Here is a 23267-nt window from a genome sequence, read left to right as displayed (position 1 = left end):
GACCTCCACACCAGGTTGACGCGTGCTTGGGTCGCGCTGGTCACCTGTGCATGTCCTGAACTGTCGATGAGCGGATGCCCGTGCGGCGTCTGGCATGGCACCATCGCCCAGAACAAGAGCGAGAAGATCCGCCAAATGGGCTCTAGTAATAGTTGTCGATCGGCTGGCGTGCCTGGTCGAACAGTGCCGGCCCCTCGTACCGTACCGGGGGCAGCGGCGGCGTGGCCGGCTTGATCTCCTCGAACTGTTCGGCGGACAGGGCGTACACCACCCGGCCGAGGCCGGACCGGCCGATCGCGGTCGCGCACATCGGGCAGGGCTGGCAGCTGGTGAACATGGTGGTGTCTGCGGCCACGTCGGGGGCGAGTTCCCGAGCGGCCCAGCGGGCCAGCTTGAGTTCCGGATGAGCGGTGATGTCCGAGTCAGAGACCACAGTGTTGTGGTCCTCGATCAGGATGGTGCCGTCCGCACCGACCAGCAACGAGCCGAACGGCCGTTCGCCGGACGCCCCGGCCTTGCTGGCGAGTTCCACGGCACGGCGGAGAAACTTCTCGTCGTCGTGGGTCATCGGTCCTCCTGGGATTTGTGGTATGCGGCCACGGCCGCAAGAGTCTGCCAGGCGCGCTCGGGCTGGCGGATCTCGGTCAGGTCGCCGTTGTACGGGTCGAGCACCACCGCCTCCGCGCCGAGCAGACGGATCTGGTCGATGTCGGCGATGATCTGGTCGATGGTGCCGACACCGGCGAGCCGGTCGGGGGCGGTGACCGCTTCTCGGGTCTCGCGGAGTTTGATGCGCGGCGTCAACGCGGGCACCGGGCGGCCCAGTTCATCGGCGGTGGCCTTCAGCCGCCGGGCTGCGTCCGCCAGCCATCCGGGCGTGATCCGCAGCGGGTGCCAGGCGTCACCGAGCAGCACGGCGCGACGCATGCCGGCGTCGCTGTTGCCGCCGACCCAGATCGGGATCGCGGCCGTGTCGTAGTCGTCGGTGTTGCGCCAGGCGTCGCTCATAGCGTGCAGGTACTCGTCGGTCAGCGCGCCGCGCCGCCGGAACGGCACGCCAAGTGCCTCGAACTCCTGCCGGGCCCAGCCGACGCCGACGCCGAGGACGAGCCGGCCGCCGCTGAGCCGGTTGAGGTTCGCCGCCATCCGGGCGGTGAGCAGCGGGTGCCGGTACGGGACGATGAGCACCGTGGTGCCCAGCCGGACCCGGCGGGTCACCCCGGCCAGCCAGGACAGCGTGGTGAACGGCTCATAGAACGGCGCCGGGTACTTCTCGGCCACGTCCGGCGTCACCGCGATGTGATCGGAGACCATCAGCAGGTCGAAGCCGAGGCCCTCGACCGTCTGCGCCCACCGTCGCAGCACATCGGGGTCGGTACCCGGGGCGAAGTTCGGTACGTTCACACCAATTTGCACGGGTACCAGGCTAGCCACGACGGGTCCGGGGTGGAACACCATGTTCCCGGCCTTTGCTGGTGTTCGCCGTGAATCCGCCGGTAGATTAGCCCCATGGCCGAGAATCTTGATGCCGTCGATTGGTCCATCCTGACCGAGTTGCAGGGCGACGGCCGCCTGCCCATCACCGAGCTCAGCCGCCGGGTCCAGCTGAGCGCGTCGGCCACCAGCGAACGGGTGAGGCGGCTGGAGGCGAGCGGTGTGATCAGCGGATACCGCGCCGAGGTCGACCTGCCCAAGGCGGGCTTCGCCGTGCTCGCGGTGGTCCGGCTGAAGTACCCCGGCAGCCGGCACGAACCGCTGCACCGACTGCTGGAGCGACGGTCGGAGATCCTGGAGTGCCTGCGCACCACCGGAGACGACTGTTACGTACTGAAGGTGGCCGCAACGTCGATGGCACACCTCGAACAGGTCGTCAACGAACTCGCTGGGTTCGGCAGCACCACCACCAACGTGGTCTACAGCGCCACCCTGCCCTATCGCGGCCCGCGCCTGACACCGCCCCACTCGTGACCCGGCGTACGAACGCCCCCCGCGGCGCGGGAACGACCGGAGGCGGGGTCTGTCAAACGAACGGAGCAGGTCGAAGGCTTCGGTACTCGCTGGCTCCGGCAGCGCCTGAGCCGCAGATGAGGCGCTGCACCGCGCAACGCGGCGCAAACACGCGCCTCGTCCTCCCAACAGGCGGCCGTGTCAGTCAATCTACCGCTGACAACGGGCGGTCCCCGACGATCCGGCGAGCGGGCGCGAGCCAGGCGCTGCCCCGAGGCGGGTGGGGGCACTATCGTTCTGGCGTGCACATCCGTTTTGACGTCCCGGCCGATCCCGCCTACCCAGGCCGTGTGGCCGCTGCGCTCAGCAGTGTCCGGCTGCGCAGGTACGGCTATGTCGGCGCGGTGCTGGCGTCGGTCGGGGCGATCGGCTTCGCCGTCTCGCGGGGGTTCGCGTGGGGTGACCGGGTCTCGTCGCTGTGCATGGCGATGGTCGTGGGTGGCCTGCTGTCGATGCTGTACTCGCCGTGGGTGCGGTGGCGCGCCCGGCGCCGCTCCAGCCGCTACGCGGTCGAGGGCGCCTACGACATCACCGACGACAACATCATGATGCGCAGCGGCTCGGAGTCCGGCGGCATCGCCTGGGACGGGGTCGCCCAGGTAAGGGACACCCCTGAGTTCTGGATCGTGTACGTCGGCCGGATGCCGGCGACCGTGATCCCGCGCCGGTTGATGTCTCCCGAGGACGCCGAGACGTTGCGGGCCTATATGGCCAAACGTGGGCTGCTCCAGCTCCGATGAACTCACCTGCCGCCGAGCGCCCATTACGGTAGGTAATTGGATCGCGGGGCCTGCATCCGGACGTGCCGAATGAGGGGGCCCCTCGCCGCGAGGGGCTGGCTGTCACTCCTCTGGGCGTTCACCGCCGCAGGCTGGAACACGCCCAGCCGAGCCGGCAGGGCCGCCTGTGCCGGGTAACCTTCTCGGCGCACCGGGCCGGCACAAAGCGCGCGTTTCGCCAACGCAGGGAAGTGATCACGAGTCGAGGAACCCGCACGACGGCATCGACGGGGTGTCGGTCGTCGAGTACGTTACCGGCGAGTCGATCTGGCGGTGGTGGACGGCGGGGAGGCCGCATGGCCGGGAAACACCGTTCGTGGTGGGGCTGGGGGCACGTCGAGGACGCAGTGACCGGGGCGGAGGCCACTGCCTTGGTCGACCGGGTGCGTACCCTGCTGCCCGACGCCGACCTGACCGAGCACGCCGCGCCGCCGGTGGCCGAGCTCGACCTGCGCCCGCCGCGGATCGATCCGCCGGCAACACTCGCCCGGCTGTGCTCGAGGGACCCGGCCGACCGGGCGGCGCACACCCACGGCAAGGCATTCCGGGACGTCGTCCGCAACCTGCACGGCGACGTCCACAATCCACCGGACCTGGTGGTCCGGCCCGCGACGGAGCAGGACATCGTCGACGTGCTGGACTGGTGCGCAGGCCGGGACATCGCGGTGATCCCCTACGGCGGCGGCTCGTCAGTGGTCGGCGGCGTGGAGCCGCGGCTGGACGACGGGTACCCCGCAGCGGTCAGTCTCGATCTCGGGCGCCTCGACCGGGTGCTGGAGGTGGACCCGACCAGCCGGGCGGCCCGCATCCAGGCCGGCGTGTTCGGCCCGGCGCTGGAGGACCAGCTCCGGCGGCAGGACCTCACCCTGCGGCACTTCCCGCAGTCGTTCGAGTTCTCCACCCTGGGCGGCTGGTTGGCCACCCGGGCCGGCGGTCACTACGCCACCGTCCTGACCCACATCGACGACCTGGTGGAGTCGCTGCGGGTGATCACGCCGGCGGGCGCCAGCCAGTCGCGCCGGCTGCCCGGCTCCGGCGCCGGGCCGTCCCCGGACCGGCTGTTCCTCGGCTCGGAGGGCGCGCTCGGCGTCATCACCGAGGCGTGGATGCGGCTGCAGAAGCGGCCGCGCTGGCGGGCGGGCGCCTCGGTGCACTTCATCGACTACGACGAGGCGGTCGCCGCCACCCGGGCCATCGCCCAGTCCGCGCTGCACCCGAGCAACTGCCGGCTGCTCGACCCGGCCGAGGCGCTCCTCAACGCCGGCGCCGCCACCACCGGCGGCGTGCTCGTCCTGGGATTCGAGTCCGCCGACCATCCGGTCGCACCGTGGCTGGACCGCGCACTCCAGCTGTGCCGCGACCACGGGGGAATCCTGCCCGAGCCGCCGCGCGGCGACGACTCGTCGGGCCCACGGCAGCGGACCGCCGCCGACGCCTGGCGGTCGGCGTTCCTGCGAATGCCGTACCAGCGCGACGCGCTCGCCGCCCGGTCGATGATCGTGGAGACGTTCGAGACAGCCTGCACCTGGGACCGATTCCCGGCCTTGCGCGCCGCCGTGCTCGACGCGGCCGGCGACGCGCTCCGCGCCGTCGCCGCGACCGGTGTGGTCACCTGCCGCTTCACCCATGTGTACCCGGATGGCCCCGCCCCGTACTTCGGCGTGTACGCCACCGGCCGCTGGGGCGCCACCCTCGTCCAGTGGGACGAGATCAAGCATGCCGTCTCCGACGCTCTGCTCGCCGCCGGCGGCAGCATCACCCACCACCACGCCGTCGGCCGCGACCACCGACCGTGGTACGACCGGCAACGTCCGGAGCCGGTTGCGCTCGCATTGCGCGCCGCCAAGAGCGCGCTCGACCCGTCCTGGATCCTCAACCCCGGCGTCCTCGTCGATCCGCCGGGTGACTCGGGCCGGACCCGCGACGCCTGACGTGGGGGTGCTCGGGTCGTTCACGGGCCGGTTCGGGCGAGCGGAGCCGCGTCGGATGCCCGCCTCACGAGACGGTCAGTGGAGACGGGCCCGCAGGTCGGCGATCCGATCCGCTGCGGCGATGAAGCCGGCGGAGTCGAGCTGCCCCTCGGTCTGGGCGTTGACCAGGGCGGCGGTGGCGGCTTCGCCCTGGCTGACGTCACGGGCGGAGCACAGGATGAGGTCGATGCCGGCGGTCGCGGCGGCGACCGCGCGCTGGCCGGTGCTGCCGTAGTGGGCCAACGCACCGGCTTCCAGGGCGTCGGTGACGGTCACTCCGGTGAACCCGATGCGGCCGCGCAGTTCCTGCCCCACCACTGTCGGCGACAGGCCGGCTGGGCGGTTCGGGTCCAGTGCCGGGTAGATGGCCCAGGACACCATGACGAGGTCGACGCCGATGGCGACGGCAGCGGAGTACGGGAACTCGTCGGTGCCGCGCAACGTGGCCAGCGACTGGGACAGGGTGACCGTTCGGGTGTCGGTGTTCTGCGCCGTTGCCGCCGATCCCAGTCCGGGGAAGTGCTTGGCGGTGGCGGCCACGCCGGTGCGCTGCTGGGCGGTGATGAACGCGCGGCCCAAAGACGCGACGGCGTCGGGGTTCTTGCTGTAGGAGCGCTGGTACTGGTCGATGAAGTTGCCTGCGGTGGAGTAGACGTCGAGAACCGGGGCGAGGTTGACGTTCATGCCCACCGCGGCGAGGGTGCGGCCGGCTCCGGTGCCCGCCGCGGCCGCCGAGGCCACCGGATCGGCGGACTGGCCGATCCGCTTCTCCGACAGCGCGGGCGCCCCCGGCAGCCGCCGGATCAGGCCGCCCTCCTGGTCGACCATCAGCAGCAGCGGCACATGGACCGGGCTTTGCGCCTGGGCTCGTCGTAACTGGGCGATCACCGAGCTGATCTGGGCGGTGCTGGCGATGTTCTCCCCGAAGAAGATCACTCCGGCGGCCTCACCGGCGCGGATGATCCGCAACAGGCTCGCCGGCGGTGTCAACCCGGGGTAGGAGTAGATGATCCGCTGCCCGGCCAGTTGCCACCTGGTCAGGCCGGCCGACCTGGTCGGCGCCGGTGCGGGTGACGTGCCCGGGGCCTCCGTGGGCGGCGGCGCGGTCGGTGTCGACGGCGACGCGACCCGTTCGCCGCCCGATCCACTGGGCGCGGACCAGATTGAGCGTGCCGTATCAGGGGCGGACGGCCTGCGTGTGGGGGCGTGCGAGGACTGGCAGGCGACCATGGCAAGGCCGAGCGTCGCGGCCGCCAGCACGGTGCGAACCTTCGCCGCTGGGTGCATGGTCACCTCCGCGTAGCCCGCACCGATCCCGGTGCGCCTGACGGGCCCCGACGATCAGTCGACGGTGACCGGCCGTGGTGTTCCGAACTCATCCGCCGGCGACGATGAACGGTGCATCCACACCGGCGGCGATCGCCGGCGCCGCGCCTGCCGGTATGGGTGCCTCCCCGTGGCACCGGACCCGGTGCGGCGGCTCTATCAGCAGTATGTGCGGCAGATTCGTCGGTGACCAGTACTCCAGCCGTAGATCGTGATCATGGATGCCGAGGCCGCTCGTCGGTACCCTGCCCGCGTGGCGGAGACCTGGGACGAAGAGCAGCTGGTCGCGGACGGCTTCGAGCGTGTGTACGCCGAGTTGGAGTGGTACGACGGACCTCGCGCTGGCCTCGCCGACGTCAACGGCAAGCCCCACTACTTCCAGGGCCTCGACTACGACCACGCCGATGAAGCCGACGAGTACCGCGTCTGGCCCGCGAGCGCGGCTGCGCTGGAACTGGAGCGCGAGCAGTGGGCGATCTTCGCCAGGTGGAACGAGCGCTATGAGGCGGGGACGGTGGGGCCGGAGAGCCATCCTGGCCAGGGCGGGATCGACGCCCGTTACGACGAACTGGACCTGCTGCTGGCGCCGTACCGTCAGGTGCCGGACGACGCGCGCCTGCTTGGGGGCGAGCTGCGGTTCGATGCCGGCGCCCACTACCGGGTCGAAGGGCTCGGCTACTGGTTCCGGTGGCGTCCGAGCAGGTGAGGCCCCAGTTGATCATTAGGTGTCGTGTGGACACTAATGATCACGCGGCGATCGTGTCGGTGTGCCCGCGGAGCCGGTAGCCGGGCGCCCCGAAGTCGAAGGCTATGTGCTGGCTCGACGATGATAAGGGCGACCGATTCAGGGACAGACGCCGAAAACTTACCGCAGCAGCACGTCCACCTCTCGACCGTACGCAACCGGCGTGGGCTCGGTGGCGCAGACCGAAGCCGGGAAGGTCCTGTCGGGTCTTCCCGGCTCCGGCGCGGCGCTGTTCGCCGTCAGCCGACCGGTACGGCTGGCTTCCGGTTCGGACCGAGGTGCTGGGCGTACGCGCCGGTGGTGAAGAACGCCGGCAGGTCCTCGCCGAAGGCGGTGTCCTCGACGATTCGCGCGGCCCGCTCGGCCCGGTCCCGGCCGGCGCCCTCCCGGCCCGCGACCAGGGCTTCCAGCTCCTCGGCGAGGACGGATCGGACCAGGTCGTCGGTGACGCACCCGCCGCCGGCCAGGGGAGTGCCGTGGTGCAGCCACTGCCAGACCTGGCAGCGGGCGATCTCCGCGGTGGCCGCGTCCTCCATCAGGTTCCACAGTGCCACCGCGCCGACACCGCCGAGCCAGGCGTCGATGTAGCGCAGTGCCACCGCGATGTTGGACCGCAGCCCCGCGGCGGTGACCTGGCCCGGCGTCTTGTCGACGGCGAGCAGGTCGCCGGCGGTGGCGCTGACGTCCTCACGAAGCCGGTCGAGCTGGTTCGGGCGATCGCCCAACACCGCGTCGAACTCCTCCCGGCACGTCTCGACCAGGCCCGGGTGGGCGACCCACGAGCCGTCGAAACCGTCGCCGGCCTCCCGCCGCTTGTCCGCTCGCACCCGGCCGAGGGCCACCTCGTTGACCTCGGGGTCCCGGCTGGGGATGAACGCGGCCATCCCGCCGATCGCGTGCGCGCCGCGCCGGTGACAGGTCCGCACCAGCAGCTCGGTGTAGGCGCGCATGAACGGCACCGTCATGGTGACCTCGGACCGATCCGGCAGGACGAAGTCCGACCACTGCCCGAGGTTCTTGATCACGCTGAAGATGTAGTCCCACCGCCCGGCGTTCAGTCCCGCCGAGTGCTCGCGCAACTCGTACAGGATCTCCTCCATCTCGAAGGCGGCGGTGATCGTCTCGATCAGCGTGGTGGCCCGGATGGTGCCCTGCGGCAGGCCCAGGTACCGCTGGGCGAAGACGAAGATCTCGTTCCACAGCCGCGCCTCGCGGTGGCTCTCCAGCTTCGGCAGGTAGAAGTACGGCCCGGCGCCGGCGTCGAGCTGCCGCCGAGCGCAGTGGTAAAGGTAGAGCCCGAAGTCGACCAGACTGGCTGAGATCGGCCGGCCGTCCACCGCGATGCCCTTCTCCACGAGGTGCCAACCGCGCGGGCGGACCACGATCGTGGCCAGCTCGTCGCCGAGGGCGTACCGCTTGCCGCGCGGGTCGGTGAAGTCGATCCGCCGATCCAGGGCGTCGATCAGGTTGAGCTGGCCGCTGATGACGTTGTGCCAGGTCGGGGCGGTGGCGTCCTCGAAGTCGGCGAGCCAGACCTTCGCCCCGGAGTTGAGGGCGTTGACGGTCATCTTGCGGTCGGTCGGGCCGGTGATCTCGACTCGCCGGTCGAGCAGGCCGGGTGCCGGCGGGGCCACCCGCCAGGTGGGATCGGCGCGGATTTCGGCGGTCTCCGGAAGGAAGTCGGGCAGCTGGCCGGTGGCGTACCGGTCGCGGCGGGCCCGGCGGGTGTCCAGCAGGGCCACCCGGCGGGCGGCGAACTCGCTGTCCAGCGCGACCAGGAAGTCCAGCGCCTCGGCAGTGAGGACCTCGTCGAACCGGTCGACCATCGGGCCGATGAGCTCGTACCTCATGCGAACTGCTCCTCCTCGGTGGAGCCGCGCAGGGCGGTGGTCTCGGCGGCCGGGTTGAGCACCGTGCTGATCAGGTCGAAGTAGCCGGTACCCACCTCGCGCTGGTGCTTGACCGCGGTGTAGCCGCCCGCCTCGGCGGCGAACTCCCGCTCTTGCAGCGCCACGTAGGCCGACATGCCGTCGATGGCGTAGCCGCGCGCCAGGTCGAACATCGAGTAGTTGAGCGCGTGGAAGCCGGCCAGCGTGATGAACTGGAACTTGTAGCCCATGTGGCCGAGCTCCCGCTGGAACTTGGCGATGGTCGCGTCATCGAGGTGCTTGCGCCAGTTGAACGACGGCGAGCAGTTGTAGGCGAGCAGCTGCTCCGGGTACTGGTCCTTGATCGCCTCGGCGAACCGGCGGGCGACCTCCAGGTCCGGGGTGCTGGTCTCCATCCACAGCAGGTCGGCGTGCGGGGCGTAGGCCAGGCCACGGGCGATGCACGGCTCGACCCCGTTACGCACCCGGTAGAAGCCCTCGGCGGTCCGCTCGCCGGTGACGAACGGCCGGTCCCGCTCGTCCACGTCGGTGGTGAGCAGCGTGGCGGCCTGCGCGTCGGTGCGGGCGATGACCACCGACGGCACGCCGGCGACGTCGGCGGCGAGCCGCGCCGCCTCGAGGGTACGGATGTGCTGGCCGGTGGGGACGAGCACCTTCCCGCCGAGGTGGCCGCACTTCTTCTCGGCGGCGAGCTGGTCCTCCCAGTGCACCCCGGCCGCACCGGCCGCGATCATCGCGGTCATCAGCTCGTAGGCGTTGAGCGGGCCACCGAAACCGGCCTCGGCGTCCGCGACGATCGGCGCCAGCCAGTCGGTTCCCTGGGTGCCTCCCTCGGCCGTGGTGATCTGGGCCGCGCGCAGCAGGGCGTTGTTGATCCGGCGCACCACCGCGGGCACCGAGTTGGCGGGGTAGAGGCTCTGGTCGGGGTAGGTGTGCCCGGCGAGGTTGGCGTCCGCGGCCACCTGCCAACCGGAGAGGTAGATCGCCTTGAGGCCGGCCCGAACCATCTGCACGGCCTGGTTGCCGGTGAGCGCGCCCAAAGCGTGGATGTAATCCTCGCTGTGCAGCAGCTGCCACAGCCGGTCCGCCCCGTGCCGGGCCAGGGTGTGTTCCTCCTGGATCGCCCCACGCAGCCGCACCACGTCCTCCGCGCGGTAGCTGCGCCGCACCCCCTGCCACCGCGGACTGGTTTCCCACTCGGTACGCAACTGCTCAACGGCGTTCTGCATCATGTCGTCCCCTCGGGTGTTGATGACGCCGGCATTTCGGCCTATCCGTGGCGGCGCCCCTCGGATGCCGGTCCGGCGTGTCGCCAACGGTCACACGGTGTCCACGGCGGGGTCGAGAGGCGGAAAGTGCCAAGATCTGGGAATTTCTCGCATCATTTTGCGAAGTTGTGAACGGGTATGTTTGCAGCCTGCAAATGGTGTTGGGCCGCCAGCCAGCAGCTGGGGAGGTGAGGACGATCGCCAAGACCTTCGCGGGCGCTCGACTGCGCCGGATGCGCGAGGACCGCGCTCTCAGCCAGTCACACCTGGCCCGCCTACTGAACATCTCGCCCAGCTATCTCAACCAGATCGAACACGATGCGCGACCGCTGACCGTTCCCGTGCTCATGCGCATCACCGAGGTGTTCGGCGTCGATCCCACCGTCTTCGCCCCGCGGGACACGCCGAGGCTGGTCGCCGGGTTACGCGAGGCGCTCCCCGGGCGGGTGGCCGTCACCGGCCTCACCGAACTCGCCACCCGGCTGCCCGAGGTCGCGGAGGCGGTCATCGACCTGCACCGCCGCTACCGGCAGGCGGACGAGCAACTCGCCGAGCTGCTCGGCGATCGCGAGACGATCGGCCGTAGCCCCCACGACCAGGTGACCGAGTTCTTCTACCGCCGTCAGAACTACCTGCCGGACCTGGACGAGGCCGCGGAGCGGCTGGCCGCGAGCATCGGACTGCGCCGTGGCGAGGTCCGAGCCGCACTGCAGGACCGGCTCGCCCAGCGGCACGGCGTCCAGGTCCGCCGCGACGACGGCGTATCGCTCGGCGACGAACTGCACCGCTACCGCCCGCAGACCCGCACCCTGCACCTTTCGACATCGCTACGGGCCGGACAGGAGGCCATGCGGATGGCGGCGCAGATCGCGCTGCTGGAGTTCGCCGACGTCATCGACGAGATCGTGGAGGAGGAGCGGTTCGACGACATCCAGACTCAGATCCTCACCCGGGTCGGTCTGGCGAACTACTTCGCCGCCGCGCTGATCCTGCCCTACGAGCAGTTCCTTGCTGCGGCTGAGCAGCGCCGGTACGACATCGACCTGCTCACCCAGCACTTCGCGATGGGGTGGGAGACGGTGTGCCACCGGCTCAGCACGCTGCAACGCCCCCGCGCGCGTGGCGTGCCGTTCTCCTTCGTCCGGGTCGACCGGGCCGGCAACATGTCCAAACGGCAGTCCGCCACCGGCTTCCCGTTCTCCCACACCGGGGGCACCTGCCCACTGTGGAACGTCTACGAGGCGTTCAGCTCACCAGGCCGGGTGGTCGTCCAGGTCGCCGCGATGCCCGACGGGCAACGCTACCTGTGGATCGCTCGCACCATCACCCGCCACCACGGCGGCTACAACCAGCCCGGCAAGGTCTACGCGATCGGCCTGGGCTGCGAGACCCGCCACGCGAACCGGCTGGTCTACTCCGCCGGCATGGACCTGCACGCGGCCGACGCTGCCACCCCGATCGGCCCCGGCTGCAAGACCTGCGAACGGATGACCTGCCCGCAGCGGGCCGCCGCACCGATCAGCCAGCGACTCGACCTGGACGAGAACCGGAGCACCTTCATCCCGTACCCCTTGAAGCACTGAGTCGGGCCCGCCACCGGGCGGGCCGGAGGTACGTGCCGCCCGGCGCCGGGTCGGTCAGCTCGGCCGTGGACGCTGGCCTGCCCCGACGGCGGCGACCGTCAGGAGGTGACCGGCGTCGTCGTGCCGGTGGGGCTTGCTGATGGCGACGCCGGGTCGGTGGACGCGGAGTCGCTGGGCGCAGGGCTGCTCGGCCCCGGCGTGCCGCCCGACGGGGTCGGCCCAGGTGTGGTCGGGGCCGGGGTGGGGCTGCCGGACGGGCTGGGAGTGGCGGTGGTCGGCGGCAACGAGGGGGCGCCGGTCGATCCGGGCGTCGGACGCACCGTCGGCTTCGTGGTCGGTGGCCTGGTGGCCGGGCTCGTGGCCGTCGGCTTCGGGGTGCCGGTCGCCGTGCGCGGAGTCGTCGTGTCGGCGGTCGGCTGGCGCAGCGACTCGGTCCGGGCCACCGGAACGGCCGATGGGGCGACGTCGGCGGGAGACGGACCGGGGACGACGTCCGCACTGGGCGTCGCCGTGAGGTCCGGCGCGCCGGCGGCCCACGCCGGCAGGGTGCCGCCGGAGCCGGCGTCGGCGTGTCCGATCAGCGTGAAGCCGAGACCCGCGCCGCCGACCAGCAGGGCGGCGAGGGCTCCGATCGCGACGGGCAGCGCGGCCGAACGGGGTGGGCGGGGACGCCGGTGGGCGGGCAACGAACGCTCCTGACCTGCTGGGATGACTGAGCTGGCGCGACGACGCCGACCCTCGACCCTGCCGCCCGCCACGCGCGACCGCCAATGGCCGGACGGCGCAGGTGACCGGGATCACCACCAATCAGGCGTGCGGCGGCTGAAGCAGCCACCAGACCGACATGTCGGACCAGCGCCCCGATGCGGCGGAGGTCAACGCCCTGGTTGACCGGCTCGCCGAGCAGGAGGTGCTGACCGGCATGGAGAAGCGCGGCCCTGCCTGCCGGTCTGCGCGGTGTTCGCCCCGTCGAACGTGTCGATCGTCACAGCGGTGAGTGTGCCGGCGCTCAGTCCTCTTGTTGGTCGGGCGCCAAGGGAGGCTGACGCGGTGTTCTCGGCGCGTGGCCGGCAAGGCACGGGTCAGTGACGGCGTCCCGTCCGATGCGCACGGCCAGCGGCGGAAAAGTGCACGGCCTGCTCTCGACTCTGTCGGCTCGGGGCCTGCGGTATCGCCTCCGGAGGCCCCGACCCGACGGCTCACTCGTTGTGGAGCACCTCGGCGATCCTGAGCCGGGCCGCGCCGCGGGCCGGGACCAGTGCACCGAGAAGCGCGATCACGACGCCGGCGAGGGCCATGAGCGCGAGTGTCGGCGCCTGCCACACCTCCAGCACCGAGTGTGGGATGGCGACCTGGGCCGCGTCAGCGGCGGTCGGCACGATGTACCGGTGCGCGATGATCCCCACGGGGATACCTAGCGCACCGCCGGTTATACCGACGACGGCCATCGACGTCATCACCATCGTGACGACCTGGCGTGGCGTCATCCCGATCGACTTGAGCGTGCCGAGGTCGCGGCGGCGTTCCCGGACGTTGAGCACAACGGTGTTGAAGACACCGAGGGCCGCGACGGTGGACAGCAGTAGCGAGAGCACCGACGAGAAGCCGATCACGGTCACCGCGAAGTCGCTGAGCTGGGAGGTGTCCCACGCGTCGATGGCCGGGTCGGCCGCTTTGACCGCGGTGACGTAGGCCGCGACGTTGCCAGCGGGCTTGAGCTGGACCTGGTAGTACACCTCATCTGGTTTGACGACGCGGTCCGGCGCGAGGTCGGTGAGGACGCGCCAGTCCACGAACATGCCGGGCGATCCGGGTGCGCCGTCCATCGTCTCGCCGGCCACGGTCAGCACCGTCCGCCGTCCGCCGAGCTCCAGGGTGAGCTTGTCCCCGACGTTCAGTCCGCGCTCACGCATGAGTTCCGACGGCGCGACGGTCTCGTCCGCCCGTGTCATCCACCGTCCGGCGGTGAGCTCGTCCTGGTAGCCCATCGACGAGAAGTCACCGCGGACGAAGTTGACGGTCAGCGGCTGGGTCTGCCCGATGGTGGGGACCGGCAGCTTGAAGATGGCAGTCACCCGGGCGACGTCCGGCAGCCCGCGCAGCAGCTGCTCGACCTGCGCGTCGGTCAGAGTGGTGGTGGCCGTCGGCGCCGACGGCGGAGCCTGACCTTCGGCGGCGATCCGCGTCCGGCCGTCGGACGGCCGGACCCCGATCTGCCCCGAGGCTCGGTCTTCGATCGTGGAGATCCGGGTCAGCGTGTCGGCCAACCCGGTCGCGAACGTAACGGTGGTCACGCCGAGCAGGACGGCCACGACGGTGAAGACGGTCCGACCCGGTCGCGCGAACGGCAGGCCCAGCCCGAGGGTGACCGGACGCGACAGCCGGACCCCGGCGAGCCAGCGCTGGATCCGCGTCCCATGCCCGGCCCGTGGGGAACTGCCGGCGCTGACCGCCTCGGCGGCCGAGAGTCGGTGCGCCCGGAAGGCGGGCACGAACGCCGCCAGGGCGACGAGTGCCGGCACGCCGACCAGCCCGGCGACCCAGATCCAGACGCCGACGTTGATGCCGACGTCGAGCCCGAGGCCCTCGAACCCGTCGCTCAGCAGCGGCTGGGCGGCCAGGGTGCCGGCGACGGTGCCAAGGACACAGCCGATGAGGGCGGGAACCGAGACCATGACGAGGTAGACGGCGACAACCTGGCGCGGTGTGAACCCGAGCGCCTTGAGGATCCCGATGTGCCGGAAGCTGGAGACGACCGCGCCGCTGACCACGTTACCCACGATGACGACCGCGACGATCAGTCCGAGCATGCCGAACGTGGCGAGGAACGGCACGTACACGCCGATGTCCGAGCCGACCTTCTCCTTGACGACGAGGTACGGCTGCGCGGCGATCAGCGCGCCCGCTGGCAGGCTGGCCGTGACGGCGGCCAGGTCGGCGTGGATCGCGGGCTTCGTCGACACGTCACCGGTGAACCGGTAGAGCATCTGAACCGACGTGGGGTGCAGCGCGGTCATCTGTTCCGGTGACACCCAGGCGTCGGCGGTCTGGCTGAGACTGTGGGCCCGGCCGACAACGGTGTACCGCTTGCCGCCGAGGGTCACCTCTCCGCTGTCCGACGGGAATCCGCTCGAGTCGACGCCGGGTTCGGGCTGGTTGAGGACGACCTCGCCGGGGGCCGTCGGCCAACGCCCCTGCCAGAGGTTGAGGCGGTCCACCGGCCCGCCCGGGTCGGCGCGGCCCACGACGGTCAGCGGGCCCCGTGGGCCCGGCCCGCCGCCGTCGGTGAGGTCGAGTGTGATCTGCCCGAATGGTCCCGCCGCGGCTGCCACGCCGGTTCGCTGGCCGGTGAGCTGCGCATCGGTGACCTTGGCCGGGTCGTACACGGCGATCGCGTGTGGGCCCTGCTGCCTGGCGAAGGCGCGGTCGAACGGCGCCGAGGACGCCTCGAGTAGCGCCAGCGCCACGACGATCGTCGTGGTGGAGAGCAGGACGACCAAGCCGATCACGAACGTCTGCACCCGGCGTCGCCGGACCGCGGACCGCGACGCCCGCCACACGGCACTCATGCGCGTTCCAGACTGCGTTCGCGGGTGATCCGGCCGTCGGCCAGTTCGACAACGCGGCTCGCGCACCGCGTCGCGAGTCGCTCGTCGTGAGTGACGATGAGCAGCGTCTGCCCGATCTGGTTGAGGTCCAGCAGCAGATCCATCACCTGCTCGCCGGAGCGGCTGTCCAGGGCGCCGGTCGGCTCGTCGGCCAGCAGCAGCTCCGGACGGTTCATAAGGGCCCGGGCCACCGCGACGCGCTGGCGCTCGCCGCCGCTCAGGGTCGCCGGATACGCGTTGCGCCGGTCGGCGATGCCGAGCTCGTCGAGCAGTTCCATGGCCCGCTTGCGTGCCGGGCCGGCCTTGGTACCGGTCAGCTGGGCGGCGAGAGTCACGTTGTCTATCGCCGGTAGGTCGTCAAGCAGGTTGAAGAACTGGAAGATCATGCCGATCCGGTGCCGCCGGAACAGCGCCAGCTTCGTTTCGTTCAGGCGGCTCAGCTCCGCGTCGTGGACGCGCACCGACCCTGATGTCGGCCGATCCAACCCGGCGATCATGTTCAGCATCGTGGACTTGCCGCAGCCTGACGGTCCCATCACCGCCACCGCCTCGCCGGTACGGATCTCGAGTGACACGCCGTCCAAGGCGGTCGTGTCGCCGTACTCTTTGCGGACGTTGTCCAGCCGCACAACGCAGGTGTCAGTGGTCACGGCAGCACGCTATGGCCGCGGGTAACGCCGGTCGTCGGTCCCCGGATGTAACCCGTCGGAGCTGTCATCCCAGGGATGTACCGGCTGAATACCGGGGATGATGTGGCACCGGTCCGGGTCTGCGAAACTTCCTGGGTGAGATCGGGGGCGGTGTGGCTGGTCGGCGCGCTCGTCGCCGCCTGCGCGACCGCGGCATGGCTCGGTGTCACACTCGTCCGCGCGCGACGCCGGCACCGCCGGGCACTGGAGGAGCGAGGCTGGCTCCTCGAGCGGGAGCGGGAGAGTGTGGCCCGGACCGCCGTCGACGCCGAACGTGCCCGCATCGCCCGGGAACTGCACGACATCGTCAGCCACAACGTGAGCCTCATGATCGTGCAGGCCGGTGCCGCACGCGAGGTACTCGCGGCCATGCCCGACGAGGCCGCGGCAGCGCTGTCGGCAGTGGAAGGCGCCGGACGGACCACGATGACCGAACTGCGGCACCTGCTCGGCCTGCTGGCGCCCGCGGCGGACGGCGACGATGGCACGGACGGAGCCGACCTGGCGCCGCAGCCCAGTCTCAGCAGGCTCAGTCCGTTGATCGACCGAATTGCGTTCGCCGGTCTGCCGGTGGAGGTGCGCATCTCCGGTGAGCCGCGGCCGCTGCCGTCCGGGATCGACGTTACCGCGTACCGAATCGTGCAGGAGGCGCTGACGAATGCGCTGAAGCACGGCGTCGGAGGCAAGGCGGAGGTGACGATCCGCTACGCCGGGCACTCGCTGCGGGTGGAGGTGCTCACCACGGGTCCCAGCGTGCTGACGGGCGACCGGCCTGCACCGCGCGGCGGAGACGGCGCCGGGCGGGGACTGCTGGGGCTGCGACAGCGCGTTGCGGTCTACGGTGGCGATCTCGACGCCCGCCGGCGGCTTGGCGGCGGGTTCCGGGTCCGTGCCCGCATCCCGGTGGAGCACGCGTGAAGGCGCAGCCCGACCCTTCCAGCTCGCCCGGGTCCACGCCGCCGGCATCCCCCCGCGTGCTCATCGCCGACGACCAGGAGCTGATCCGTACCGGCTTCCGGCTGATCCTGGTCGCCCGCGGTATCGACGTGGTCGGCGAGGCCGCCGACGGCGTCGAGGCGGTGGCGGCCGAGCGGCGGCTGCGTCCCGACGTCGTGCTCATGGACATCCGCATGCCGATGATGGACGGGCTCGAGGCAACCCGACGCATCCTGGACCACAGCCCCCGTTGCCGGGTGCTCATGCTCACCACGTTCGACCTCGACCGGTACGTCTACGCTGCTTTGGCGCTCGGCGCGAGCGGATTCCTTCTCAAGGACGTCACCGCGGACCACCTCGCCGCCGCGGTGCGCCTCGTCGACACCGGCGACGCCCTTCTCGCGCCCTCGATCACCCGGCGGCTCGTCCAGCGCTTCGCCAGCGCGGACCAATCGGCCGGCGACGGACCGACGCGCGCCATCCACCGGGATCTCGCCGCGCTGACGCCCCGCGAACTGGAAGTGCTGACGCTCGTCGGCCGCGGTCTCTCCAACACCGAACTGGCCCGGGCGCTGACCCTGAGCGAGGCGACGGTGAAGACCCACGTGGCGCGGATCTTCGCCAAGCTCGCCCTCCGCGACCGTGCGCAGGCGGTCGTCCTGGCCTACGAGACCGGCCTCGTCACGCCTGGCGACACCTGAGCGCCACGTGTGTGGACGATATGATCGATGGCCCGAAAGGTTGCCGTCGGCGGGCCTGTCGGCCTGGAACAGCCCCAGCCACTGGTCGCCCGACCGGCGCGCGTTCTTCGCCGGCCGGGGCTGCTCGGCTCCCACAGGATCCCAGCTACATCCCTCGGATAAGTCGTCCAGCGGGTGTCCGGTACCCGGCATCTGCGGACCTCTGGGACCGCCGGGATGACGTGCTACGACCTGCCTCGGATAAAGGGTCACCGACTCGCGGGTCAGGTCGACCGCGTCGGCCTTCCATCGAGCGTTCCGCCACGCGTTTGCCTAGCGAGTACGCTTCATCCAGCGGTGGCCGGATTCGGCCCCACAGTCGTTCGGTGGAAGTGGATGTCGGACCGGTCCGATCCGCTGACGGTCAGGTCGTCGTAGGCGATCATCCGGCCGTCCTTGTCGAAGTACAGCACGCTCATGCCGAAGGCGGACTGCGGGTTGCGTACGTCGGCGACGCCCTTTCCGCCGGTGGCCCCCTGGACCATGAGCAACGTGTCGTCGTCGACCGGCATGACTCGGCGTACGCGCTCGTGTCCAGCCAGAATTACCGGACCGCTGTGGCCCAGTGCCGCGCCGACATCCGGTTCGTGCGTCAGAATGAGGTCTACCGGGTGCGGGTTGGCCAGATTGTAGTCGTCCACGGTCTTGGACAGTTCGCCGGCGGCGCGGGTGGTTTCGGCGCGGATAGCGGGCGCTCCGGTGGACGCGGCCGGGCTGCCGATGCCGGCGATCACGAGGCCCTTGACGGTCTCCACGCTGTTGCGGAGGATCACCGCCTGCTTGACCTGAGCGACGGCGTTCAAGGTGCCCTGGGAGTCCTGGTCCCCGGCCACGAAGACGTAGGGCACGCCGGGCGACCCGATCCGGTTGACCAGTATGCCGTTCTCGATGAACGTTCCCCAGCGGGTGAGGTCGCCGGTGTCGACGATGAGGTCGACTTTGAACAGCTGAGTTATCGCGGTCACCACTTGCCACGTGGCGGGATTGCTCTGAATGTCGCTGACATGCAGGACGCGGGTGACGGCGTTGGACGGCGCCGTCTCGGGCACCGTATGCAGCGTCTCGTAGACCGCGTTCAGCGTGTCGACGATCTGCTGCGCTTGTTTGCGAACGGACTGTAGATCCTCTGATATCCGGCGCCCGTCCCCGATCACCGCCGGCAGGTTCGACATGAGCCCCTCGTATCGCGGCTCCAGAATGCTCTTGGGCCGGAAGGTGGCTGCGGTGAGGCCCGCGATGACGATAACCAAGACGACGGCGGTCGCAGCAGTCTGCAGAACTCGGCGGCGACGACGGAACACGACCGCCGCGAGAACGACCGCCCCGAGGAACATCGCCACGATCGCGCGGATGACGAGCGCGGTGAACGCCGATCGCGTCTCGCCCCCGATCGCGTTGCCCATGCGTACGGCCGCATCGGGATTGACCGCCAACTGCTCGGTCCGGGCGGAGTCCAGGTTGTCGAGAGTCGCTCGAATGACCAGCGGGCTGTCGTGACTGTCGACGATGACCTTTCCAATCGGTGGCACGACGATCTCGCTGTGGCCGTCGAAGCCCAGCCGCGCCGACATCGTCACCTCGCCAGGGCCGATAGGTTCGGTGACGCTTCCGCCGAGCTGGAGTCCAGCGACGACACCGAATACGGCGACAACGAGAACTCCCACTGCCGTACGTCGCCGGGACGGGCCTGGCCGGACGGCCGCCGCCAGACGGCGTACCCGTGCGGCGGTGGCGTTGGCGAGCCGGCGGGTCAGGAGGACGAGCCGGACGATGCCGGCCCCTATCGCATGCACCAAGGGGGAGGCCACGCGAGCATTGTTGCGGAAGCTGGACCGCCGGTACACTGCCCGCATCGATCCGCCAGACCGCACCGGGGAGTGAGCCCGCCGCGATGACTCGGCTCACCCGCCGCCGGCGCATAGCGATGGTGCGGGGTACGCGGACCGTCGACCGGTCGGCGGTGTCGACCGTGGGATCGGCGGCATCCCTGCTGGCCGCGCTGATTCTGGGAATCATCTCCTGGCAGCTGTATCGCGGCGGGACCACGCCGGTTTACCAGGCTCCCGCATCGGCCGCGGATCTGGGGGCCGTACAAATGGTCTCGTCGGTCCTGCCAGCGGCTAGCGAAGTCGCCGTCCAGTTCGGACCCGCTGATTCGGACGGAACGCGGTTCAGCATCCAGGCGCGGCTGACGCTGAACCGGCCCCAGACCGAGCCGCCGACGGTGGCGTTCGAGTTCACCGGAGTGCGGCGGATCGCTTTGGCGGCACCGGTCCGCACCGATGGCGAGGATTGGCACCAAGGCCAGTGGTTCGACGAGCGGGACATCGCGGGTCCGTCCGGCGAGCGGATCCAGGTCGTCACGATCGCCGCTGCGCCGCCGGGACCGGTCCCGGCCATGACACCCGTCAGCGGCCCGCCGGTTCCCTGGTACACCTTCGACCGCCAGGTTCTCGTGGTCCGCATCTCGGGCTGGTACGCCGGTCCCGGTTTCACTGACATCGACCGGAGCCGGATCAGTCACGCGTTTCCGGCCGTGCTGCCGGTGGCCTTACGCGCTCTGTCGGCGGACGGCCGGCTGGAGCGTACTCAGAACGACGATCGCGAGCGGATCGTGGCCACCACCGAGAGCCTCGCCCTGTATCAAGCCGGCCCTTACGAGTCGGTCTCCCTGACGGCACAACTGCCGCCCGACAGCCGGATCGATTATGTCTTCCCGCCGACCGCCGATCCCGAGGCGCTGACGTGGCGTACGGAGGGCTCGACCGATACGCTGGCCGTCCGCGTGAGCTTGGTCAGCAAACGCGGCGAGCAGCTCGGCCAGTCGAACGTCTTCCTGGCCGGCCTCGGCCTTGGCGCTGCGATCACCTTGCTGCTCATGGGATTCCAGTTCCTGCCGTGGGCGCGCTTCGCGAGCGCGTTGGGCGACATTGCGGTCGTCGTGCGTCAGCAGCTGGACGCGTCGGCTGTCCAGCCCGAGCCGGCGGTTCGGCGGTGGGGCCCGACCCGTGCACGATCGCTGTGGATCGTGGCGGTACCGTCCGCCGCGCTGACCCTGACTCTTCTGCAGGGCGCCTCGGCGGTCCCCGATCTGCCGTGGTTTCTCTTGCCCATCGCGGGCGGGATCGAGGCCTATCTGGCCGCCGCCGTGCGAGACCGGATGGCCGGGCCTACGTCGGCCTGGCCCACACCTTCCACGATGGCGCGGCTGGTCCTGCTGGCCAAGGCTTCGGCCTATCTGGCCGGGATATTCCTCGGCATCTACGGCGGCTCGGTGCTCTGGCTGGCCTTCGGACCGGCCTCGCTCACCCAGCCGCCAACCGCCGCTGCCGTCGTCGTAGCGGGTGGCCTGGCCTCGTCGGTGGTCCTGGTGATCGCTGCCCTTCAGCTGGAGCGCACATTCCGCATTCCCTCACCGGTACGCCCACCGCACGGCCCCGGCGTCTGAACTTCGTTCCCGGCGATGCCGGCGACGGCATTCGCCGTGCCTGCCGACATCACGCGGCGCGGCCAGCGCGGTACGCAGCCCCCGGCACACTAGATCAACGTGATGGCCGTCGACAGCGTCGGCCCCCGGCGACATACCCGGTTGCCTGCATGATCATCGGTTCCACGCAGATCTCGGCGCGGCTGCTGCAGAAGGTGCCGCCCCGGGCGCTGATCATGCCCGGTCTGACGCTGGCCGCCGGCGGCTTGGCCTTCCTGGCCCCCATGGACGTCGACGGCACCTACCTCAGCCACGTCCTGCCCGGCATCTGCATGATGGGCCTCGGCATCGGCGTCACCTTGATGGCGGCCATCTCCACGGCGACCAGCCGCGTCGCCCCGCACGAGCAGGGGGCGGCCTCGGCGACTCTCAACACCAGCAGCAGGTGGGCGGGTCGGCCGGCACCGCGCTGCTCCGTTGCCCAACCCGCGAGAGCAGCACGGACGCGGGATCGCCAGCCGACTGACCAGGGTGTTCTTCGCGGCCGCGGGGCGGCTGTTGGAGCAGAAGCCGATTAGGGCAACGGAGTCCATCGCTGATCATGACGGCGGGCGCGGTGCCGCGAATTCGGGAGCCGGTGGGGGATCCTCGCCGCTGATCTGCTTGATGATCTGTGCAGCGACGTCGCGCAGCTTGCGGTTACGGTGCTGGGACGCCTGGCGGAGCAGGGCGAACGCCTCCTGGGCGGTGCACCGCTGTTGGCCCATCAGCACCCCGAGGGCCTGATCGATGATGCTGCGGGAGGCCATCGCGTCGGTGAGCTGCTGGTGCAGCAGCGACTGGTCGGCCTGGCGCAGGATGACGGTCAGCGCCGCCGTCGCCTGGTCGGTGAACGCCAGGGCGTGCCGGCGTGCCGTTTCGGTGAAGGCGGCGGGCTGGGTGGCGTAGAGGTTCAACGCCCCGACTGTCTCGCCATCGACCGTCATCGGCAGCGACAGCGAGCTGACGATGCCCAACCGGAGTGCGTGTTCCCGATACCTCGGCCAGCGTCGGTCCTCGCGCAGATCGACGACCTCGACGACCCGTTCCCGGCGCAGGGCCTCGAGGCACGGTCCCTCGTCGGCCCCGTACTGGATCTCGTCGGCCCTGGCGGCGAGGTCGTCGCTGCTGGCGACGGTGAACTCACCGCCGTCCCGGCGCATGGTCAGCCCGCAGGCCACGGCGGGGGAGATGACCTCCGCCGCGACCTTGACGACGTGGTCGAGGAACACGTCGACGTGGAGCGAATCGGCGAGCAGGGCCAGCAACTGGCTGTACGCCGAGGCCAGAGGGAAATCAGCAGCGGGGGACACCACCGTTACCTCCTGAACGGGGAATTCGCGACCGGTTGCCGGGGACGGGTAGGTGCGGATCCGGCGGGAGCCGGTTAGGGTCGGGGTGGGTTCGGACATGAGCCCAGGACCAGTGCCGCCCGCTGACGGCGGGCACCGGCGCAGACCCGGTCCCCTGATCTCCTCACCGAGGAGCGGTTCATGTCCGTGCATCACGCACCTTGCTTCCAGCCGCCGGACGCCACCACCCGAGAGCCACTCCTGTCCCTCGCGGTCGCCCTGGACGGCTCGGCGATCGTGGTGGAGGTCACCGGGCCGCTCGACATGGACACCGTGGGCCGGCTGGTGGATGTTGTCGACAGCCTGATGGCGAGCCAGCCGCCCCCCGTGCTGGTGCTCGACCTCAGCGGGGTCAGCTTCTTCTCTGCCGCCGGGGTCACGGCGCTGTTGACGGTCCGCCGACGGGTCGTCGCATCCGGGCGCACCATGGTGCTGCGCAGGCCGTCCCGGATTACGGTCGCCGTCCTCGACATGGTCGGCCTGGGCTGCGAGTTCACCACTGACTGACCTGCCTTCTCCCTCAGCTCCGTGAGCCGTCGCCGTTGTTGACGCGGTGGCATCTACCCCGCACCTGATCCGCGTCAAACCCGGTTGAACGACCGTCACGGGACCGGTTCGAGGACGGCGCCGTCGTGGCCGAGGATCTCCGCGACGCCGCTGTTCCACACCACCTGGATTTGCGGCGGACCTGCACGGACGGGCGTGCGGCAACAGGCGTGGTGGGCGGTCCGGTAGCCAGGCGGGACGTGACGAGCAGTCAGCTGCGGCGTACCAGGAACCTCCCTGTCTCCACTGCTGAAACACTGCCTGGCCGCGGACTAGCCACAACGCCGTTCAGTTAGGCCGGTGGCTGGCCTGTCAAGGTTCGTTGGTGACGACGTCGATGTTGGTGGTGGCCTTGTAGGTGCG

The 23267-nt window shown here is 70.5% G+C and carries 20 protein-coding genes; 11 read left to right on the top strand and 9 right to left on the bottom strand.

Translation table 11 applies throughout. The features are described 5' to 3' along the window. Positions 1–142 precede the first annotated feature (142 nt). Both ACZ6S5_RS30015 and ACZ6S5_RS30010 read right to left on the bottom strand, forming a co-directional pair. Positions 143–568, bottom strand: coding sequence for a nucleoside deaminase (locus tag ACZ6S5_RS30015; protein ID WP_466005591.1), 426 nt, complete (start codon positions 566–568; stop codon positions 143–145). After that, positions 565–1416 carry an LLM class flavin-dependent oxidoreductase gene (locus tag ACZ6S5_RS30010; RefSeq protein ID WP_466005590.1) on the bottom strand — a complete coding sequence of 284 codons (852 nt, stop codon included), beginning with the start codon at positions 1414–1416 and terminating at the stop codon, positions 565–567. The genes ACZ6S5_RS30015 and ACZ6S5_RS30010 overlap by 4 nt, the downstream gene beginning before the upstream one ends. Before the next feature lie 93 nt (positions 1417–1509). Between ACZ6S5_RS30010 and ACZ6S5_RS30005 the strand changes: the two genes are divergently transcribed. The 3 genes from ACZ6S5_RS30005 (at position 1510) to ACZ6S5_RS29995 (ending at position 4717) form a co-directional block, all read left to right on the top strand. Then, on the top strand, positions 1510–1968 hold the full coding sequence (locus ACZ6S5_RS30005; RefSeq protein ID WP_466005589.1) for an Lrp/AsnC family transcriptional regulator: 459 nt from the start codon (positions 1510–1512) through the stop codon (positions 1966–1968). Between the two features lie 281 nt (positions 1969–2249). After that, a complete protein-coding gene (locus ACZ6S5_RS30000) occupies positions 2250–2747 on the top strand; it encodes a YcxB family protein (RefSeq protein WP_466005588.1) in 498 nt (165 codons plus the stop codon). A 335-nt stretch (positions 2748–3082) separates the two neighbouring features. Continuing rightward, positions 3083–4717 carry an FAD-binding oxidoreductase gene (locus ACZ6S5_RS29995; RefSeq protein ID WP_466005587.1) on the top strand — a complete coding sequence of 545 codons (1635 nt, stop codon included), beginning with the start codon at positions 3083–3085 and terminating at the stop codon, positions 4715–4717. 75 nt (positions 4718–4792) lie between these two features. On the opposite strand, the gene ACZ6S5_RS29990 is transcribed toward ACZ6S5_RS29995, so the two are convergent. Continuing rightward, complete coding sequence (locus ACZ6S5_RS29990) at positions 4793–6016, bottom strand: glycoside hydrolase family 3 N-terminal domain-containing protein (protein ID WP_466005586.1); 1224 nt, start codon at positions 6014–6016, stop codon at positions 4793–4795. Between the two features lie 319 nt (positions 6017–6335). Here ACZ6S5_RS29990 and ACZ6S5_RS29985 point away from each other — a divergent pair, with 319 nt between their 5' ends. Then, positions 6336–6788 (top strand): hypothetical protein, encoded by a 453-nt coding sequence (locus ACZ6S5_RS29985; protein WP_466005585.1) that lies wholly within the window; start codon positions 6336–6338, stop codon positions 6786–6788. Positions 6789–7066: 278 nt separating this feature from the next. Here the strand turns inward: ACZ6S5_RS29985 and aceB are convergent, their stop codons facing one another. Next, entirely contained in the window at positions 7067–8677 is a 1611-nt protein-coding gene (aceB, locus tag ACZ6S5_RS29980; protein ID WP_466005584.1) for a malate synthase A, read from the bottom strand. Next, positions 8674–9945, bottom strand: a complete 1272-nt coding sequence (gene aceA / locus ACZ6S5_RS29975) for an isocitrate lyase (RefSeq protein WP_466005583.1) — start codon at positions 9943–9945, stop codon at positions 8674–8676. The genes aceB and aceA overlap by 4 nt, the downstream gene beginning before the upstream one ends. Positions 9946–10172: 227 nt before the next feature. Between aceA and ACZ6S5_RS29970 the strand changes: the two genes are divergently transcribed. Both ACZ6S5_RS29970 and ACZ6S5_RS29965 read left to right on the top strand, forming a co-directional pair. After that, complete coding sequence (locus ACZ6S5_RS29970) at positions 10173–11567, top strand: short-chain fatty acyl-CoA regulator family protein (protein ID WP_466005582.1); 1395 nt, start codon at positions 10173–10175, stop codon at positions 11565–11567. 105 nt (positions 11568–11672) lie between these two features. Then, the gene (locus tag ACZ6S5_RS29965; protein WP_466005581.1) at positions 11673–12266 is read left to right on the top strand and encodes a hypothetical protein; all 594 of its coding nucleotides are present in this window, start codon (positions 11673–11675) and stop codon (positions 12264–12266) included. A gap of 500 nt (positions 12267–12766) precedes the next feature. Here ACZ6S5_RS29965 and ACZ6S5_RS29960 read toward each other — a convergent pair whose 3' ends face one another. Next, positions 12767–15136 carry an FtsX-like permease family protein gene (locus ACZ6S5_RS29960; protein ID WP_466005580.1) on the bottom strand — a complete coding sequence of 790 codons (2370 nt, stop codon included), beginning with the start codon at positions 15134–15136 and terminating at the stop codon, positions 12767–12769. Next, on the bottom strand, positions 15133–15825 hold the full coding sequence (locus ACZ6S5_RS29955) for an ABC transporter ATP-binding protein (RefSeq protein ID WP_466005579.1): 693 nt from the start codon (positions 15823–15825) through the stop codon (positions 15133–15135). The genes ACZ6S5_RS29960 and ACZ6S5_RS29955 overlap by 4 nt, the downstream gene beginning before the upstream one ends. Positions 15826–15900: 75 nt before the next feature. Between ACZ6S5_RS29955 and ACZ6S5_RS29950 the strand changes: the two genes are divergently transcribed. After that, positions 15901–16782 carry a sensor histidine kinase gene (locus tag ACZ6S5_RS29950; protein WP_466005578.1) on the top strand — a complete coding sequence of 294 codons (882 nt, stop codon included), beginning with the start codon at positions 15901–15903 and terminating at the stop codon, positions 16780–16782. Continuing rightward, a complete protein-coding gene (locus ACZ6S5_RS29945) occupies positions 16779–17501 on the top strand; it encodes a response regulator (RefSeq protein WP_466005577.1) in 723 nt (240 codons plus the stop codon). Before ACZ6S5_RS29950 ends, ACZ6S5_RS29945 begins: the two co-directional genes overlap by 4 nt. A 326-nt stretch (positions 17502–17827) precedes the next feature. On the opposite strand, the gene ACZ6S5_RS29940 is transcribed toward ACZ6S5_RS29945, so the two are convergent. Next, positions 17828–19348, bottom strand: a complete 1521-nt coding sequence (locus ACZ6S5_RS29940; RefSeq protein ID WP_466005576.1) for a metallophosphoesterase family protein — start codon at positions 19346–19348, stop codon at positions 17828–17830. Between the two features lie 83 nt (positions 19349–19431). Between ACZ6S5_RS29940 and ACZ6S5_RS29935 the strand changes: the two genes are divergently transcribed. Together ACZ6S5_RS29935 and ACZ6S5_RS29930 are read left to right on the top strand one after the other, a co-directional pair. Then, positions 19432–20988: a DUF3180 domain-containing protein gene (locus ACZ6S5_RS29935; protein ID WP_466005575.1), complete on the top strand. Its 1557-nt coding sequence runs from the start codon at positions 19432–19434 to the stop codon at positions 20986–20988. A gap of 149 nt (positions 20989–21137) precedes the next feature. After that, entirely contained in the window at positions 21138–21545 is a 408-nt protein-coding gene (locus tag ACZ6S5_RS29930; RefSeq protein ID WP_466005574.1) for an MFS transporter, read from the top strand. A gap of 21 nt (positions 21546–21566) precedes the next feature. On the opposite strand, the gene ACZ6S5_RS29925 is transcribed toward ACZ6S5_RS29930, so the two are convergent. Beyond that, complete coding sequence (locus tag ACZ6S5_RS29925; protein WP_466005573.1) at positions 21567–22322, bottom strand: GAF and ANTAR domain-containing protein; 756 nt, start codon at positions 22320–22322, stop codon at positions 21567–21569. Between the two features lie 177 nt (positions 22323–22499). On the opposite strand from ACZ6S5_RS29925, the gene ACZ6S5_RS29920 reads away from it, so the two are divergent. Further along, complete coding sequence (locus ACZ6S5_RS29920; protein ID WP_466005572.1) at positions 22500–22865, top strand: STAS domain-containing protein; 366 nt, start codon at positions 22500–22502, stop codon at positions 22863–22865. The last annotated feature ends 402 nt before the right edge of the window (positions 22866–23267 follow it).

It is taken from the genome of Micromonospora sp. NPDC051924, assembly GCF_055586005.1.
Note: the sequence above shows the minus strand (reverse complement) of the source record. Positions and strands in the feature narration are given on the sequence as shown.